Source organism: Subdoligranulum sp. DSM 23681 (assembly GCF_057005535.1).
In genome coordinates this window covers 950,406-967,020 of sequence record NZ_CM168050.1, presented here as the reverse complement: position 1 = coordinate 967,020, position 16,615 = coordinate 950,406, and the positions used below count along the sequence as shown (strand labels likewise).

Annotated in this window: 19 protein-coding genes; 9 read left to right on the top strand and 10 right to left on the bottom strand. The window is 48.4% G+C overall.

Features of this window, described 5'->3' with window-relative positions; all coding sequences use genetic code 11:
• Positions 1–31 precede the first annotated feature (31 nt).
• The 7 genes from bcrA (at position 32) to AC127K_RS04580 (ending at position 6,516) form a co-directional block, all read left to right on the top strand.
• Positions 32–949 (top strand): bacitracin ABC transporter ATP-binding protein BcrA, encoded by a 918-nt coding sequence (gene bcrA, locus AC127K_RS04610; protein ID WP_002576324.1) that lies wholly within the window; start codon positions 32–34, stop codon positions 947–949.
• Positions 942–1,691, top strand: a complete 750-nt coding sequence (locus AC127K_RS04605; RefSeq protein ID WP_002576323.1) for an ABC transporter permease — start codon at positions 942–944, stop codon at positions 1,689–1,691. Before bcrA ends, AC127K_RS04605 begins: the two co-directional genes overlap by 8 nt.
• On the top strand, positions 1,691–2,518 hold the full coding sequence (bcrD, locus tag AC127K_RS04600) for a bacitracin resistance undecaprenyl-diphosphatase BcrD (RefSeq protein WP_002576322.1): 828 nt from the start codon (positions 1,691–1,693) through the stop codon (positions 2,516–2,518). The genes AC127K_RS04605 and bcrD overlap by 1 nt, the downstream gene beginning before the upstream one ends.
• 167 nt (positions 2,519–2,685) lie before the next feature.
• Positions 2,686–3,156: an RNA polymerase subunit sigma-73 gene (locus AC127K_RS04595; RefSeq protein WP_002576321.1), complete on the top strand. Its 471-nt coding sequence runs from the start codon at positions 2,686–2,688 to the stop codon at positions 3,154–3,156.
• A gap of 476 nt (positions 3,157–3,632) precedes the next feature.
• A complete protein-coding gene (locus AC127K_RS04590) occupies positions 3,633–3,863 on the top strand; it encodes a hypothetical protein (RefSeq protein ID WP_002576320.1) in 231 nt (76 codons plus the stop codon).
• Positions 3,864–3,947: 84 nt separating this feature from the next.
• Complete coding sequence (locus AC127K_RS04585) at positions 3,948–5,159, top strand: tyrosine-type recombinase/integrase (RefSeq protein WP_002576319.1); 1,212 nt, start codon at positions 3,948–3,950, stop codon at positions 5,157–5,159.
• A 145-nt stretch (positions 5,160–5,304) separates the two neighbouring features.
• Entirely contained in the window at positions 5,305–6,516 is a 1,212-nt protein-coding gene (locus AC127K_RS04580; protein WP_002576318.1) for a tyrosine-type recombinase/integrase, read from the top strand.
• Positions 6,517–6,901: 385 nt separating this feature from the next.
• Here the strand turns inward: AC127K_RS04580 and AC127K_RS04575 are convergent, their stop codons facing one another.
• Entirely contained in the window at positions 6,902–7,963 is a 1,062-nt protein-coding gene (locus AC127K_RS04575) for a tyrosine-type recombinase/integrase (protein ID WP_483721750.1), read from the bottom strand.
• Between the two features lie 65 nt (positions 7,964–8,028).
• Positions 8,029–8,472, bottom strand: coding sequence for a hypothetical protein (locus AC127K_RS04570; RefSeq protein ID WP_483721749.1), 444 nt, complete (start codon positions 8,470–8,472; stop codon positions 8,029–8,031).
• Between the two features lie 312 nt (positions 8,473–8,784).
• On the opposite strand from AC127K_RS04570, the gene AC127K_RS04565 reads away from it, so the two are divergent.
• Both AC127K_RS04565 and AC127K_RS04560 read left to right on the top strand, forming a co-directional pair.
• On the top strand, positions 8,785–10,155 hold the full coding sequence (locus AC127K_RS04565; protein WP_346669193.1) for a PhoH family protein: 1,371 nt from the start codon (positions 8,785–8,787) through the stop codon (positions 10,153–10,155).
• A 386-nt stretch (positions 10,156–10,541) separates the two neighbouring features.
• Entirely contained in the window at positions 10,542–10,823 is a 282-nt protein-coding gene (locus tag AC127K_RS04560; protein ID WP_058966236.1) for a toxic anion resistance protein, read from the top strand.
• A gap of 142 nt (positions 10,824–10,965) precedes the next feature.
• On the opposite strand, the gene AC127K_RS04555 is transcribed toward AC127K_RS04560, so the two are convergent.
• The 8 genes from AC127K_RS04555 to AC127K_RS04520 are packed head-to-tail and all read right to left on the bottom strand — an operon-like array spanning position 10,966 to position 16,457.
• Positions 10,966–11,166: a hypothetical protein gene (locus AC127K_RS04555; protein WP_087182776.1), complete on the bottom strand. Its 201-nt coding sequence runs from the start codon at positions 11,164–11,166 to the stop codon at positions 10,966–10,968.
• 56 nt (positions 11,167–11,222) lie between these two features.
• The gene (locus AC127K_RS04550) at positions 11,223–12,398 is read right to left on the bottom strand and encodes a hypothetical protein (protein WP_483721748.1); all 1,176 of its coding nucleotides are present in this window, start codon (positions 12,396–12,398) and stop codon (positions 11,223–11,225) included.
• Complete coding sequence (locus AC127K_RS04545) at positions 12,391–13,206, bottom strand: hypothetical protein (RefSeq protein ID WP_483721747.1); 816 nt, start codon at positions 13,204–13,206, stop codon at positions 12,391–12,393. Before AC127K_RS04545 ends, AC127K_RS04550 begins: the two co-directional genes overlap by 8 nt.
• Complete coding sequence (locus tag AC127K_RS04540) at positions 13,203–13,745, bottom strand: flavodoxin domain-containing protein (RefSeq protein WP_204659639.1); 543 nt, start codon at positions 13,743–13,745, stop codon at positions 13,203–13,205. Before AC127K_RS04540 ends, AC127K_RS04545 begins: the two co-directional genes overlap by 4 nt.
• A gap of 9 nt (positions 13,746–13,754) precedes the next feature.
• Positions 13,755–14,507: a hypothetical protein gene (locus tag AC127K_RS04535; RefSeq protein ID WP_483721746.1), complete on the bottom strand. Its 753-nt coding sequence runs from the start codon at positions 14,505–14,507 to the stop codon at positions 13,755–13,757.
• The gene (locus AC127K_RS04530; RefSeq protein ID WP_483721745.1) at positions 14,504–15,001 is read right to left on the bottom strand and encodes a flavodoxin family protein; all 498 of its coding nucleotides are present in this window, start codon (positions 14,999–15,001) and stop codon (positions 14,504–14,506) included. The genes AC127K_RS04535 and AC127K_RS04530 overlap by 4 nt, the downstream gene beginning before the upstream one ends.
• 54 nt (positions 15,002–15,055) lie before the next feature.
• Positions 15,056–15,826, bottom strand: a complete 771-nt coding sequence (locus AC127K_RS04525) for a hypothetical protein (RefSeq protein WP_483721744.1) — start codon at positions 15,824–15,826, stop codon at positions 15,056–15,058.
• 46 nt (positions 15,827–15,872) lie between these two features.
• Complete coding sequence (locus AC127K_RS04520; RefSeq protein ID WP_483721743.1) at positions 15,873–16,457, bottom strand: hypothetical protein; 585 nt, start codon at positions 16,455–16,457, stop codon at positions 15,873–15,875.
• Between the last annotated feature and the right edge of the window lie 158 nt (positions 16,458–16,615).

The window sequence follows — 16,615 nt, the reverse complement described above, 5'->3', positions numbered from 1 at the left end:
GAACAGCAACCCACGGAAAGGAGAATCAAATATGGATTATATCATTGAAACAGAAAATCTTACGAAGCGATACGGAACAGCCACCGTTGTCGATAAGGTAAATCTTCATGTGCCAAAGGGCAAAATTTATGGTTTGCTCGGCAGAAACGGAGCAGGCAAAACCACAGCAATGAAAATGATGTTGCAGCTTGCTTTCCCAACGGAGGGAACGGTACGCTTGTTTGGCACAAACTATAAGGAAAATATCCATACCCTTTATAGCAAAGTAGGCTCTATTATCGAAACACCGGGATTTTACAGTAATTTAACAGGGTATGAGAATTTGCAAATTCTCGCTAAACTGCGAGGGGGAGTATCTAAAAGTGGAGTAGAAAAAGCTCTTGAAGTTGTGGGGCTGCATAAGGAGAAAAGAAAAGTCTTTTCCGATTATTCCCTCGGAATGAAGCAACGGCTTGGTATTGCCGCCGCCATTATGCACGAGCCGGAGCTTTTAATACTTGACGAACCGATTAACGGACTTGACCCCATTGGAATAGTTGAAATACGCTCATTTTTATCTGAACTTAGTCACAATCATGGCATTACCATTTTTATCTCAAGCCATGTTTTAAGCGAGATTGAACAGATAGCAGATATTATCGGCGTTATGCACGAGGGGCATTTAGTAGAGGAAGTGAATATATCCGAGCTTCACAAAAGGAATCGAAAATACATTCAATTTGATTTATCTGACAGTGAGATAGCCGGAAAGATTTTAGAAAACCACTACCACATGACGGATTTTACAGTGCAGGACGGTACGGTGAGAATTTATGACTTTAGCCAAAGTGTTGGAGAAATCAATCGAGAATTTGCACGAAATGGACTGCTCGTGACAAGGATAAATGATAGTGAGGAAAACTTAGAGGACTACTTTTCTAAACTGATTGGAGGTGGCGGTATTGCTTAATCTTATTTCTTGTGAATTATTAAAACTAAAGCGTTCAAAAATGGTGCTAATTAGTGTGGCAGGGGTATTATCTACCCCACTTTTGATGTTAATAGAAGCCTTGCAAACACATTTTGATAAGCCGGAGATTATCTTTACCTTGTCTGACATATACAGCGACAGTGTACTGTATATCATGCTGCTGGTAAACATTATGATATATGTGGCAATTGCAGCTTACTTGTTTAGCAGAGAGTACACAGAAAGCACCCTCAAAACCATATTGCCCATACCCATTTCAAGGACAAAACTATTAATTGGAAAATTTTGCACCCTGCTTCTTTGGATTGTTATGCTAACCCTTGTAACATGGGCAGGTATATTTATCGTTTGTGGGCTATATGACGCTGTCTTTACATTGGAGGGATATAGCTTACTAGTGGCAATAGTATGGCTCCCCAAGTTTTTGTTTGGCAGTATCCTGATGTTTTTAACAGTTTCTCCTTTTGTGTTTGTTGCTATGAAAACAAAAGGATTTGTCGCCCCGATGATTGGCTCTGCCGTGATTGTCATGGGAAGTGCCGCACTTTCAAATCAAGAATGGGGAGCGTTGTATCCGTGGACAGCCACCTATTTCTTGGTGCAGGGTAAACTTCAGAGTACCGGCTATCCTACACTGCTGTCTGTATCTATTATTATTCTTGTATCAGCAGTTGGTTTTCTTATGACCTTTCATCATTTTAAAAAGGAGGATTTGAAATAATGGTACTTGATTTTATAGAAATTTTAAAAGTTATTTTTCTTGGAATTGTTGAGGGTATTACTGAGTGGCTACCTATCAGCAGCACAGGACATATGATTCTTGTGGACGAATTTATCACACTTAATATGAGCGAAGCATTTAAAGAAATGTTTTTTGTTGTTATTCAACTTGGAGCTATACTCGCAGTGGTTGTAATGTTTTGGAACAAGATGTTTCCCTTTCAATTTAAGAACAAAGCACAGTCAATTGTTAAAAAGGATACTTTCTCGTTGTGGTTCAAGGTTGCGGTAGCTTGTGTACCGTCAGCTATTATGGGGATTCTATTTGATGATTATTTGGATGCTTACCTCCAAACCCCCATTGTGATTTCAATCATGTTAATCTTTTATGGTTTGTTATTCATTCTCATAGAAAATTGGAATAAAAAGCGTACTCCTACTACTATGGCACTTTCTGACATCAGCTATAAAACAGCAATCTTGATAGGGGCATTTCAAGTGTTATCACTTATACCCGGCACATCACGGTCGGGAGCAACGATTATAGGTGCTTTACTCATAGGAGTTTCACGAGTGGCAGCAGCAGAGTTTACTTTTTTCCTCGCAGTACCTACTATGCTTGGAGCAAGTGCTTTTAAGCTGTTAAAATTCGGGTTTGAATTTACAAGTGCAGAACTGCTCGCTCTTGTTCTCGGTATGGCTGTGGCATTTGCGGTATCTGTCTTAGTAATTAAATTCCTAATGAACTTTATCAAAAAACATGATTTTAAGGTGTTTGGTTGGTATCGAATTGTGCTTGGTATACTTGTTGTACTTATAAAATCTTAATAATGCGTTTTCTTTGTGCGCGAATAAAAATGCCAGTTGGTCCTTAAGATCAGCTGGCATTTTTGTTTCTGGGGATGGAAAACAACCCAGAGATTCTCGTTGTCGATCTCCTCCTGATTTTAGTTTGCATGGTGAATTTTGCAAATTGAATCTACAGGAGGTTAATAATGGGATTTAATTATGGATATGAGAAAAAGAAGTTTGATAGTAGATGGAAGCGTTTAGAAGTTGAGTATTGTGATGCAGGGATGAGCGAAGAACAGATTGCTGCCATGAAAGAATATGACTGGGCATGGTTTTGCAGTCAAAGGGTTTTTCAAAACCATACGCAACCAATACCTTGTGAACAATATGATGAAGTATGTGGTCAATCACAGCTGTTCCGAAAGTTTGCATCGTTATCTTATCAATGGGATGTTGATAAGATTGATCAAACGCGATATGGATGGTTGGCTTCGGTGGAAAACGAACAACTACTGTTGAGATTGAAGAAGCTGTCGAAGAAAGATTTGGAGCTATTGACATTACTTTTTGTGGATGGTTATCGTCAAATTGATGTAGCACGTCTTTGGCATTGTTCCAGAAGTGCTGTTGCACAAAGATTTAAAAAAATAAAAAAATTTTTGAATAACACTTAACAAATGAAGCGTATCAGTGCCTACCCATTGAGGGAAGAACATTCTCCCAATGTGGAGCTTGACAATTTCATAGACGGCATTTCCGGTACATAACCTATGTACGAGCGAATCAGGCACGCCGCGAAGATGGACAGCCCCAGGAGGTGATGAATAGGACTGTTCCGAGCGATCCACGTCAGCCTGATACCCGAAAGTGGCATTTCAGGGCGCGATGACTGCATAGGGGTTAAAGATACTTCCTCACGGCCTCCTAAAGACTTGGGGGGAACTCTGCGGCGCACGAGTAAAACGACGCTGTGGAGTTATGACAGCCGCGCCAGCGGAGACCGGAATGTCCCCATCGCCAGGGGTGCGTGGCAAATGTGGCGAGTAAATTTTTCAAAGTCAGATACCATGCGCTGGCAGCTTCGGTTGCCAGCGCATTCATGTGATTTTGAAAGCAACAACCACATCTTTGACAGAAAGGGGGACCACCTATGGAAAAATTGATTTCGCGGAAAGAGGCTGCCAAATTACTGGGGATTAGCATTGCCACTTTGGATGCAGCTCGAAACAGTGGGCTAATTTCCTATGTTCAGTATGTGCAAAATGGTTGCGTGTACTTTACAGATGCTGGCCTTCAGGAGTATATCGCAAAATGCACCCATCGTGCAAAGCCAGTGGAAAAAAGCGCTACATACCGCAAGCTGCGAAGTGTCCGAGCTTGAGCTGTTCCGTATCCTTGCTGGAACCTAATATGTCTGATAAAACAAAGGTACAGCGCTGGACATTATTCTTAGGAGGTGACGGAATTGGCAAAAAGAAAAAGGGCAATTCCTCAATATGGTACGGTCGTGCTTAACGGCATTGAATATTATAGAACCAGAGTCGAAGATTCGGATGGAAACAGAGTGGCGCTTTATGCAAAGACGCCCGAAAAGCTTTATGACAAGGAACTGGAGGCGTTAGAGCAGATTGACAGTACTACGTTTCGTCGAAGATCGCCTACGGTTGCTGAGTACTGTGAGAAGTGGCTGCTGATGCAGTCCGTCCATGTTCGGGCCACCACCTTGACAGATTATACCTCTAAGGTGCGGCGGCACATTATTGGAGGGCTGGGAGACAAGAGAATGGCTGATGTATCCCTGGATGACATCCAACTTGCCCTCGTACCTGTTTCCAAGAAGTCGGCTTCGGTTTATAAGTCTGTGGTGATTCTCTGCAAGTCCATTTTCCGGGCGGCCAAGGAGAGCCATGTGATTGACGAGGACCCGACCATATACCTGGATGCAAAGGGAGGAGTTCCCCAGGAAGAAAGACAGGCATTGACGGATGAACAGGTTGAGCGGCTTTTGGACACGATCCGGGATTTGCCGCCCTATGTATTTGTGATGATCGGTTTATATGCCGGTCTGCGCCGGGAAGAAATCCTGGCGCTGCAATGGGATTCTGTGTATCTGGATGCAGAGGCTCCGTACTTAACGGTACGGCGGGCATGGCACACAGAACATAACAGGCCGGTCATTCTTACCGAGCTAAAGACCAAAGCGGCACAAAGAAACATTCCTCTCCCGGTCTGTCTGGTTGAATGTCTGAAAGATGCAAAGAAAAAATCCACTTCGGATTATGTGATTGCCAATCGGGACGGTGATCCGCTATCCTATACACAGTTTAAGCGGCTGTGGCAGTATATTGTGACGCGGACTGCAAAGCCGAGAATGGCCAGAAAACTTGTGGACGGAAAGTATGTAAAATATATGCTTTACCCGAAACTTGGAGAAAAAGCCAGGAATAACGGCCATGTGGTATATAGCCTGGATTTTGAAGTGACACCGCATCAGCTGCGGCACACCTACATCACCAATCTGATTCATTCTTCGGTGGACCCCAAAACGGTACAATATTTGGCGGGCCATGAAAGCAGCAAAATCACGATGGACATTTACGCAAAGGTCAAATACAACAGGCCGGATGATCTTGTCAAAGCAATGGGCTGTGCCTTTGACTTATGGGACGCTGTGTAAGTTCCGAACAATTCAGAAAATGAAGTAAGAGCGAGACAAGGATGTCTCGCTCTTAGTTTTTCCTTGGCCGTATCTTTGATTCAATTTGAAATCTCTGATAAAAAGGAGGTGTAGATACATCACCACGCGAGAAAGGAAATTAATTATGGCAAAGAAGAAAAAAAACATACCTCAATATGGAACCGTCACACGAAAGGGTGTCCTGTATTACAGAACCCGGATTCTGGACGCAGACGGCAAGCAGGTGAGCTTGTATGGGACTACCTGCGAGGAACTGTACGATAAAGAGCAGGAGGCGAGACGCCAGGTAGCGGAGATCATCTTCCACCGGGAGCATCCTACTGTGGCCGAGTATTGTGAGAAGTGGCTGTTGATGCAATCCGCAAAAGTGTCGCCGGCTACACTGAAGGGCTACGCCTCCAATATGAAGAACTACATTATCAAGCCTTTGGGAGATATGTATATGGAGGAAGTAACAGCGGATGATATTCGTCTGGCGCTGATCCCATTGTCCAATAAGTCCGAGAGCCTGCACAATACGGTGAATATGCTCCTCAAGTGCATTTTTTACTCGGCAGAGCGGAGCCAGTTGCTGGAATACAATCCGTGTGAGGGGATTTCGGCAAAAGGAGGGAAACCGACCCAAAAGAAAGATTCGCTGACAGACCAGCAGGTGGAAGTGCTGCTGGAAACCGTCAAAGGACTTCCGCCGTATCTGTTTACCATGATCGGCTTATATGCCGGTCTGCGCCGAGAAGAAGCTCTCGCCTTGCAATGGGATTGTGTGTTCCTCGATGCACCCACTCCATATATCTCTGTGCGGCGCGCATGGCGATCAGAGCATAACAGACCGGTTATCTCTACAACGCTTAAGACGAAAGCAGCAAGAAGGGATATTCCCATTCCCAAATGCCTTGTGAATTGTCTGCGGGAAGCCAAGGCTGCCTCCAAATCGGAATATGTGATTGCCGATAGTGAGGGACAGCCCTTGTCATATTCGCAGTTCAAACGTGTCTGGCAGTACATCGTTGTTCGGTCTACCAAGGAGCGTACCTATTATAAGTATGTGAACGGACAGAGCATCAAGTACACTGTTCAGCCGAGTCTGGGAGGACATCAGAAAAACAATCCCAACATTGTGTATAGCCTGGACTTCGATGTGACACCGCACCTGCTGCGGCATACCTACATCACCAATCTTCTGTATGCAGGTGTTGACCCCAAGACGGTCCAGTACCTTGCCGGACATGAGAACAGCAAGACAACTATGGACATCTATGCAAGAGTAAAGTATAATAAACCAGAACAGCTATTCGATGTAGTAAATTCTGCATTTCATCAAGCTGTCCCCTCGTAAAAGTGGCCTGTTTTTTGGTTAAGGAATAGGACAACCGAGGGGCCGAGGCTCAAAAAAGCCCGGAATATCAAGGAAAATCATCGCTCAGACGATTGAAATACGGCCTCAAAGCCGCTCGTCGCGCTCCGCAGTTCAGCAAGCGCTGATTGTCCGCACTACTTGCGAACTTTTCAGTACGCTTCACGACTTTTTTGCACGATTGTGTGCAGAAAATCGGATGCGCCTGACGTGGTGGAATGCAGCAAATCGCCTTGGTTCTTGCTGAAAAAGCAGCAGGTAAGAAGCAAGTATGCAGCAGACCTTACAAAAGCAAATTGCCTATTGCAGGAGACGTTTTCCGCAAGGAGAACGTCTCCTGCTTTTTTATTTGCAAAAAAGAAAAACCTTATGGCTTGCAAATCATGTTGATACCGTCGATAAGGGTCTGGATATCCAGATGAGTGTACACACGCTCGGTCAAGCTCATGGCACCGGAATGACCGGCAATCTTCTTCTGAATGGTGGGGTTCACACCGGCATCAGCCATCATGGAAATACAGGTGTGCCGGGTGTCGTGGGGCTTGTGCTTCATCCCGTATTCTTCCATCAAAGGGTCCCAGTAGGTGTCGCAGTAATTGAAGTAGTCCAGATGCTTGCCGTCGGTGGTGCAAAGCAGATACTCGCAGGGCGAGCGCTCCATCCATCCTTTGTAAAAGGGCAGCATCTTGTCTGCAATGGGCACCTTCCGGATACCGTTTTCGGTTTTGCTTTCCACCACATCAAAATACTGTTTTTCCAGATGGACGTTCTCCTTCTTCAGATCCAGAAACTCCGAAATGCGGCAGGCATTGTAATTGAGCATGAGCAGAATCTGGCAATAGGGATTGGCTTTGTGTGCCCATAGGGTTGCCAGCTTTTCTTTTGTGAAGATATTGCGGTCACGCCGGTTGGGATTCTTGTCCCGGTAACCTGCCAGATCGACAAATTGGGAATAGTCCTTGTTGCAGATGTCGTTCTTCATGGCATAGGCATACATCTGGTTGAACAGACCCTTTAGCTTTTTCAGCGTAGGATAGTTCTTGCCGCAGGTTTCAATGACAAGCTGCAAGTCACACAGTTTGATCTCACGGAAGGCTTTATCGTACAAAAATCCGCAGACTTTGTACGAAGCCTCATACCCCTTTACATTGGAATGTGAGATGGTGGGATATTTGGATTTGGACCAGCGCTCGTACACTTCGGCGAAGGTGACCTTGGCGGTATCCACATCATAAGGGTTCTGATTGTATTCAGCCAGCATTTTCAGACCTTCGGCTCTGGTTTCAGCATAGCCGATGATGATGAAATCCTGAATCTGTCTGCCTTTTCCTTTATCCAAATGCCAGCCGATGGTTTTGCGTACCATATAGGGTTTTCTGCGTTTTCCGGACATTTTGACTACGCTGCCGTAGCCATTGGGTAATTTCATGTTTTTATCAAACTCCCTTTCGCTCAGGCAGATTTTATGATAAAGAGGAAAACCTCTTATCAACGTCACTTCAGATTCTCCAGCTGCTCCTTGGTCATGGCCTTCAGCTCGGCAAGGCTATATTTGCTGAGATCGGCAGAGTAAAGGGGTTTGTCTGTCAAGGGCGTTCCGGCATATTGGGCCGTATTCTCCTGCATCCAGCTTTTCATTTGTTTGGGATTGTGCCAGTACTCTTCGGACCAGGTGCGCGCGGAGGAGAAGTTCTCCAGAAGGTAGCAAAGCGTTCCATTCAGACTGGCATCGGGATTGTCAGCACGAAAAATCAGGGAAGCGGTGAAATTCCCATCATCGTTTTGCTCGTGTTTGATGTCCACATCAAAATGAAGCTCTTTCTTTTTATTGAGTTCATAAACCAAGGCGGTGAGCGAATATGTGCCGGTTTGGCTGAAAAAGGACAGGCTTACCCATTTAAATTTCCGCTTTTGCTTTATCAGAAATTTGAAATTCAAAGACGGAACTATCATTTAAAAAGTTCACATGCGCTCTACAAGAAAGCCGGAGGTACTCATATATTTATTTTACTTGTGTTTTACAGATAATTAACTCCGGTTATATGGAAAACCAAATGCATCAAATGTATAATAGAAATATGGAGTGGATTGCCTATGCTTTTTGCCCTATATGATTTCCTGGCATATTGCCTGTATAGCATCAGCCGGTTTTCCGGAGGAAGTGCGTTGCTTTGCGCCGCTTTTTCTGAAAAACCGGCTGTTTTCGTTATGAAGAGAATCAAATTTCTGTAATGAAAAGGAGAAAACGCCATGCAAAAAACGTATATTCTGGATACCAATGTTCTGATCCAGGCGCCCTATGCCCTCCAATCCTTTGAGGACAACCATCTTGTTTTACCTCTTGCCGTCCTGGAGGAACTGGATGGATTGAAAAATGCAGAGGGGGAAAGGGGCGCCAATGCGCGGCAGGTCATCCGGTATCTGGAATCGCTGCGCACGGCGGGAAACCTGCTGGAAGGCGTCCCCCTGCCCGGCGGCGGCACGCTGCGCCTAGAGGTCAACTGCGTGGACGTGAAGCTGCCGGAAGGCTTCCCGGATCATAAAAACGACAACCGGATTTTAAAAGTCTGCCTTGGCCTGCAAAACAGGAAAACGCCGGTTATCCTGGTGACAAAGGACATTGTGGTGCGCGTCAAGGCACAGATGCTGGGGATTCAGGCGGAGGATTTCACCACCGAGCAGGCGCCTGTCAGCGAGGAGCAGTATACCGGCCGGTGCGAGGTATTTGTAGCGGAAAAGAAATTCGAGGACTTTAAAAAAAAGCATATTACGCCGGAGGATGTATATCAGGTGGACGAAGCCGGTGAAAAGCTTCCTGTGACGCTCATGCCCAATCAGTTCGTCATCCTCAAAGCGGACCAATCCGCCAGGAAAACCCAGCTCGGCCGTTTTGACGGGAAGAAAATCGTTCCGCTCTCTTTTCATAAGAAAAAGCCCTACGGTGTTTCCCCAAGAAATATCGGCCAAAAATTCTTACAGGAGGCCTTGATGGCCGATGCGGAGGGAGCGCCGCTGGTGATCGTAAAGGGGATGGCCGGCACAGCCAAAACCTTCTACACCTTGGCGGTCGGCCTGCACGCCATGCTGGAACAGGAGGAACCGGCTTACCGGCGCATTTTGATCAGCCGCCCCAACGCCCAGTTTGACGATGACATCGGCTTCCTTCCTGGAGATGAATCGGAAAAAATCGCCCCGTTGCTCCGACCGGTCGTCGACAATCTGGAGCTCCTGGTGGATCAAAATGAAAAGGAACGGTTTGCCGACGAGCGCAGCCTTTCCGGAAAAGTAGAGGAGTTGTTCGACCGGGGCATTGTGGATGCCCAGGCCCTTAACTTCATCCGTGGCCGGTCGATTTCCAAAACCTATCTGGTCATTGACGAGGCGCAGAACCTGACGCCCAAGCAGGCCAAGGGGATCATCACCCGTGCCGGGATGGGTACGAAAATCATCCTGTTGGGCGACCCGCAGCAGATTGACCATCCCCTTTTGGACGAACGCACCAACGGCTTGAGCTACGCAGCGGAAAAAATGAAGGGCAGTCCGCTGTGCTGGCAGGTCACCATGTCCGCCGAAGAGTGTGAGCGTTCCGCACTGGCTATGGATGCGGTAAAAAGGATGTAAATGGATTGGATTTTATATATGCACAGGAAAGGTTGTTAGCGATATGAAGGGAAATCATTCTTTTCAGGAGACCATCGCACGGATAAGGCAAAAGCTCAGGAGCAGCCGGAAACGATGTATCGGCGTACTGCTGATCCTGCTCGGTATTGTTTTGGGGATTGTTTCCAGGGCGGCGGGCGGATCTCCGTCCCAGGATTTCACCTCCGGTATCCTCATGGGTCTCTCGGCCGGCATCCTTCTTGTTGGGATTCTTGCAGTCCTGCTGTCCTTCATCCGGAGGCGATGATATACTGGATAAAGCTTCCAACCTGCCGAAGCTTCATGCCGAGGCGTCGGACGAGGACGATCTTATGAGCGCCCAGGTGGTATGAGATTTTGTAGACGCCGTGAACCGCTTTGAAAAGAAAATTCACGACCTAAAGCTGAGCAAAAACGTCGCCATCCAGACTGCGCCGCAGATCCGGTTGATCCAGAGCAACGATAAAATGCCGGCAGATAAAATCCAAATGGCGGCTCTCAGCACCGTTCCACTGTGGGAAAGCCAGATCAAGATCGCTCTGGGACTGCACCGGCAGGAGGGCCGCGCTGCCCGCCAGAGTGCGGAAGCGGACCTCCTGAGGATCGAGCGGCAGCTTAAAAAGGCGCTACTTGAAGCTGCGCAGCAGTAATAGACAAAATGGCAAAATCCCTTTCAGGTTGCAAAACTGACTGCTCAGCACAACCTGAAAAGGGATTTTATGTTTTTGCTGTGTGTGTAGCAGGATAAGCTTATTCACAGGTAAGCAGCGTAAATTGGGTGAAATTTTTATTTTATCCTTTTTCGTGCTCACAAACTTCGGTCGGTTGGGGAGCCTTTATCTGTCTAAAAACCAGAATCCCCTTGGAAGAAGGTGTAATAGAACAAGAAACCAGTTCAAATCCTTCCTGTTCCATTTGATTGGCTACATCTTCGATTCTTGCCGCCATTTCCTTTGCTTTAGGAGAGTATTTTACAACAATCGTCTTATACATTCTGAAGCCTCCTTTGTTATCTTTTTTGGAGTGTGTGAGCGCAAATCATTTTACGGCTACGCTTTTCTTAAAAAATCCAGCAGGATCCGTTCCTGCTCCACTGGAAAGGTGCGGGGAATCCAGAGCGTCTTGGAAAAGGCATTTTTCTGATGCGTACCGTAGGCGTCCTTTGTCTTCCGGGTAAATATTCCCCGGATACAGATGGATCGTCTTCCCACAGAATACTCTTTCAGCCGGAGCAGCACAAAGGCAAATTCCACCCGCTCGTCCATGCTGCCGCTATAACCGGTATAGCACAGCCGGTTTTCCGAGAGATACACGCGCTGAACCAAAGACGTCCCTGAGCAGTTCGCCCAGTACAGCAGAAGCGGGATCACAGCGAAGATCGAGGCAGCCGCCAGAGCCATAAACGGCTGACGCAGCATCAAGACCGCCAACTGGTCCTGATGGTTCTTGGTGAAATACAGCACGAGAAAAGAAAGCAGGAACGAGCCCGGGCAAACCACCAGCACAAGCAGCTTCGGCAGCCGCAGATACTGTTTGCGGCGAATGGGATCGGTTTCTAGGACCAGGTTGCCGGACACAACTGCGGCCTGCCGTTCCTTGTCCCGCTTTATTTCATGTTCCGCCTTGTCTCCCTTAAACCCGGAGATAAAAGTGAGAATGAGTGGGATCAACAGCAGGAGCAAAGCGGTCAGGGCGATGGTAAAAATAAAAGCGTTGCTTGCCGCGTTGGATAACGGTGCGAAGGTGACGATGCAGACCAGCAGCGTCAATATCTCCAGGATCAGCATATAAAAGGCGATGGGAAGGAAAATATTTAAAAACCGCTTGCCTTTCAGATTGTACCGTTTGCTCCTGTTCAGGCTTTTCAGCCCTTTGCTTTCGATGAGTCCGCTGCTCAGATCCGCTGCGGTCTGGGCATTGGACAGATTTGCAAGCATCAATATGGCAGTGACGGCAAGCAGAACTCCCCTGTTTTGTTCGGCGGTGTCATTTTCTTTATGCTTTATTGCGGCCAGAATTGTCAAAACAATTTTTACGATCAGAGAGAGATAAATGGGGCCAAACAGCATGAAAAACATCCGCAGATCGAAAAACATATCCTCGGAAAGGCCAATTCTTTCAGCGGGGATCCGCCCGAGAAGCCAGCCGATCCCGATAAACACCGCATAAGATATCACAACCTTAATCAGCCATTTTACAAAGCGGACAGTTCGCTTTTCAGCCATCAATACACGCCCCTTTCTGCGAATTCGGAAGCGCCAGACAACCCACTGTCACGGCAAAAGTATCTGTCAGCGTTCGAAGGATGAGATCGGGGATGTCGGCGGCAAAAACCAGCGGCATAAAGAAATTGAACAAAAGCAGATCCACCCCAAACAGCAGGCCGCCCAGGATCAACGATCTTTTGATCCGGCTGTTACCGTCCACATAACGGTTCAGCCACGCCATAGCGCAGGCAATCACAAAACCTGCCAGCAGGCACCATAACAGGGTCTCGACAGTTTTTTCTGGGAAGGACGAATAAATACCGATAACGCAGTACAGAAGCAGCCGCCCGGCTATAAAGCAAAGGGTTATGATAAGTCCGGGAAGGGCGGGCAGCTTCCGACTGCGCTTTTTTACAGGCAGCCTTGTTTGTCCGAACAGCCAGCCCAGCAGCAGCCCCATGACGATGAGAGCCAGACCGTCCGCCACAGGATAGGTGATGCGATCCAAGGGAGCCACATGGGGCAGAGGCTCCCAAAGGTAGACGATCCACACTGCGCAGCAGGCAAAGCCGTATCGCAGCCCCTGCCAGATACGGTTCCCGCCCGTTCTTTTCCGTATGAGCAGGAACAGCGCGGCGATTAGGGAGTAGGCAAAAATCCCGTAAATCGTAAAAGCAACCGGCATGGTTCCGTTTTGTGCGAATATGCTGGGAGATAGAACAGTTTGCTCGCCTGTCGGGATAGCGAGCTGTCCAATAATACGAACAATTGTGGTAGCCGTACCAATGAAAATAAGCCTTAAAATGTTTATTATCGGTTCTGTCATTCCGTATCCCCCTGTATCTCATTGACAATCGGCCGCAGGGAAGCGAAATCGGCAAAATCCGCCCGCTTGCCGTAGGTTTCCATTAAAGCCCTGTCTTCTTCGTTCCATTCTTCCGCCGATTTCTTTTGCAGAGATCGGTGCAGCAGCGCCATCATGGTTCGATGTCCCAGAGATAGCGCCTGATAATCGATGGCGCCCCGCAGATGGAAAACCGCTGCTCTGCCATATAGCTGGGCGGGAATCTGCTTTTGCAGGGCGTTTCGGATATTCTCCCTGTTTTGCAGTATATCCGGGTCGGCCAGTCCGACCGTAACGATCACCAGCCTTTGATGCTCTCCGAATGACTGCCTTCGCAGCGTCTTTGTCAATCCCAAAACACCACCGGCATACAGCGCGCCGATATACACGATCGTTTCCAGTTTGGAAAGCGGCGGTGCTTCTTGATAGCTGACAGCAGGGATATCGGTTTGCTTTGACAGCTCCTGCGCATACCGGCGGGCGCTTCCGTACCTGCTTCCGTATAAAATGACAGACTTCATGCAATCACCTTACCCCTTATTACGAGAACAATCGTCCTGTTTTAAAAGTGCGAACAGGAACCGGCCGCAAGACAGAGAGGATAGAATCATAAACAGATCGGCAATCGGAACAAACAGGAAGGATGGAAGCAGCACACGGGTGTAGCGGCTCTTTACGGTTTTGCGCTTGTATACGGCCGCAGACAACCGGGCCAGGCAAAACAATACACCGAAATTGAAAAACAGCCAGCTTCCCGCCTGAATGGCGAGGGTATAAAGCATGTCCGGCGGTACGCTTCCTGCCGTAAGAAACGAAACGGCGATCTGTACGATAGATAGCGCGATCAAAACAGGATAGACGATTCCCAGCACCCGCAGCATGACGCCTCCGCCAATCCCGATCCCGCCGCTCCAGACGGCGCCGGAATGTAGGCACCAGGATTCCAGTATCCGCAGTGCAGTACGGTTTTGCTGTCCCTCTATAAAGCCGTTGTTGGCAATGGCGTACAGGCGGAACCGAAGAGAACGGGCTTTACAATATTCTTCTGCCAGCGATAGGAACTCTGCTAAATGAGAGGGCAATCCATCCACATAAAGCGGGAAAGAGATACATACGGCGTCCGCGCTGCCCAACTGGGAAAGCGCATGGTCAAAGTCTTTCCGGCTCCGCAGAGGAACCGTTTTTTTGACAAGGCTGGGAAGAAACAGCCGGAGGATACCGGAGAAAAATTGAGAAGCGCCGCCTCTCTTTTTGGGGCTTGCATTGAAGATCAGCAGCTTCATGATATTGCTCCCCTGATCTGTGCAGGATTTTGGAAAAACAGCGTTTCCGCTGTTTTGTATCCAAGGTTGAGCCGGTTACGCTCGGCAAGCTCTGTGGCAGTCTGCCGTTCCGATTCCGTAGAATCTCCGTAAAAGAGAACCCGCAGCAGTTTTCGCTGCGGGTAGCGCCCTATATGATGGGTTTGGCCGCCCCGCCAGGTAAAGAAGGGGAGGGATACTCCAATAGCGCGGTCAAAAACAGCCTTGACGCCGGGGCTGTAGCCGCCGTAGCACAAACGGCTGATAATGATCAGCGGGTCGCTTTGCCCGATCAATGCGCCCGCATGTTTCAAGGAGTCGTCCATCACACAGAATCCGGTATTTTTCAGCCAGCATGCAAAGCAGCCACTGCACGGAGCATACTGGCCGTCCGCAGTGAAAACCACGACATTTTCATCTGGAAGTTCAAAAGCAGAGAAGTCTGCTTTATTAAGATCATGAATGATCGTTTTCAAAACGCAATCCTTTCTTTTGCGGCGTTATCCCGGACAGGAAAGAGCACTCACCATTCAAGCCCCGCTTTTCTCAGGAACGACCTTCGTGGCTATATCCGTTACGATACCGAAAACGTCCTCTTTGCCCGGCACAACGCTGATGTCGATGTATTTGCCCGGAACCATATGCCTAAGCATCTTGTCGTTTAGATAAAGGGTGCGGTTCATGACCGTGTCTCCCGCCGCATTGTCCGTGACCCGAACCGTCACTTCCGCTTCCCAGTCCCCGGCCTCCTCTTTCCCGGTCAGCCGCAAACTCTCCAGCAGCGCTTTTTTGACCACGCTGTTTCTGTTAAACTCCATGCGCTGCTCATAGGTCAGTTCGCCCGGATGCCTGCGGCACTGGTAGCGGGCGATGCGCTCATTCAGTACATCGGCATCCGGATTATCATCACCGATGGCATGGGAGCGGTCTGCCGGGTCATACCGGATGGAGAGCGGATCTCCGACGGCGCACATGGAAAGCTGTGCCCGCGGGATGACCTCCGTCACGGTGGTCTCAAAAAATGTCCCGTCCTCGGCCAGCGCGTCCACCACGAAACGGATCTCGGGATTGTCATTGACGCATCGTCCCGTATGCTTTGCAGAACGGATAAAACCCAAGGTCTTCACTGTGCGGGCATCCCTCCAGCGCTGCTCCTTCTCCCTTTTCCGCCTTTCGGATCTGGCCGGGAGCACAAATCCCAGCAGGATACACAGCGCAATGACCACCGCAGATATGATCACGGTGGCCCGAATCGGATTTTCAGCCATCCAGTTGAAAAAAAGACTCCATACGTTTTCCACGAAACACCAGCCCCTTTCTCTGTATCAAGAGGACGCCGTATCCCTCTTAACTGATACCGGACACCACGGAGGAATCCAGTACAAAAGCAAAGAGATTTTCCCTGCCCGGGATGACGCGCACGTCTACATACCGGCCGGGGATCATGTATTCCAAAGCGGTGTCGGACACATACAGAGTTCGCTTAAATGTGTGGCCGTCCCGCTCCTCGCCGGCAAGCTGGATGGCCGCTTCTGCTTCATAGTCCCCGGCTTCTTCTTTCCCTGTCAGCCGGAAGCTTTTCAGCAATGCTTTTTTCATCACGCCGTTTTTTAACAGTTCCATCCGCTGTTCATAGGAAAGATCGCCCGGGTGCTTCCGGCACTGATAGCGGGCGGCGCGTTCCTGCGCCAGCGACTCGTCCGGATGATTGTCCCACACTGCCTGCGTCCTGTTGTCCGGGTTATAGCGGATGGGGATCGCCCTGCCGGGAACCATACCGGCCATCGCCGTCATGGGAATGATTTTCCGCACGCTGGTCTGGAACACCGTTCCGTCCTCCGCCAGGGCGTCCAGTTCAAAAAGCAGCTGCGGGTTTTCGTTGACATACATGCCGGTCTGCCGAGTGGAGCGGATAAACCCTACTGTCTGCACGGTGCAGGAACTTTTGCTGACATGCCCTTTCGTCAGCCTGCGGATCACGGACAGAATCGGGAGTGCAAACGCCAGGATGAAGATCACTGGAATGATCCAGTTCAAATTTGACAGCAGCCAGTCAAAGAAAGCCCCCGTAAAAAACACCTCCTCAATTA

What these genes read in the sequence shown, in the direction of transcription:
- bcrA (WP_002576324.1), top strand. Translation starts at nt 32, where the DNA reads ATGGATTATATCATTGAAACAGAAAATCTTACGAAGCGATACGGAACA.
- AC127K_RS04565 (WP_346669193.1), top strand. Translation starts at nt 8,785, where the DNA reads ATGCAAAAAACGTATATTCTGGATACCAATGTTCTGATCCAGGCGCCC.
- AC127K_RS04590 (WP_002576320.1), top strand. Translation starts at nt 3,633, where the DNA reads ATGGAAAAATTGATTTCGCGGAAAGAGGCTGCCAAATTACTGGGGATT.
- AC127K_RS04550 (WP_483721748.1), bottom strand. Translation starts at nt 12,398, where the DNA reads ATGGCTGAAAAGCGAACTGTCCGCTTTGTAAAATGGCTGATTAAGGTT.
- AC127K_RS04540 (WP_204659639.1), bottom strand. Translation starts at nt 13,745, where the DNA reads ATGAAGTCTGTCATTTTATACGGAAGCAGGTACGGAAGCGCCCGCCGG.
- AC127K_RS04535 (WP_483721746.1), bottom strand. Translation starts at nt 14,507, where the DNA reads ATGAAGCTGCTGATCTTCAATGCAAGCCCCAAAAAGAGAGGCGGCGCT.
- AC127K_RS04580 (WP_002576318.1), top strand. Translation starts at nt 5,305, where the DNA reads ATGGCAAAGAAGAAAAAAAACATACCTCAATATGGAACCGTCACACGA.
- AC127K_RS04595 (WP_002576321.1), top strand. Translation starts at nt 2,686, where the DNA reads ATGGGATTTAATTATGGATATGAGAAAAAGAAGTTTGATAGTAGATGG.
- AC127K_RS04545 (WP_483721747.1), bottom strand. Translation starts at nt 13,206, where the DNA reads ATGACAGAACCGATAATAAACATTTTAAGGCTTATTTTCATTGGTACG.
- bcrD (WP_002576322.1), top strand. Translation starts at nt 1,691, where the DNA reads ATGGTACTTGATTTTATAGAAATTTTAAAAGTTATTTTTCTTGGAATT.
- AC127K_RS04555 (WP_087182776.1), bottom strand. Translation starts at nt 11,166, where the DNA reads ATGTATAAGACGATTGTTGTAAAATACTCTCCTAAAGCAAAGGAAATG.
- AC127K_RS04575 (WP_483721750.1), bottom strand. Translation starts at nt 7,963, where the DNA reads ATGAAATTACCCAATGGCTACGGCAGCGTAGTCAAAATGTCCGGAAAA.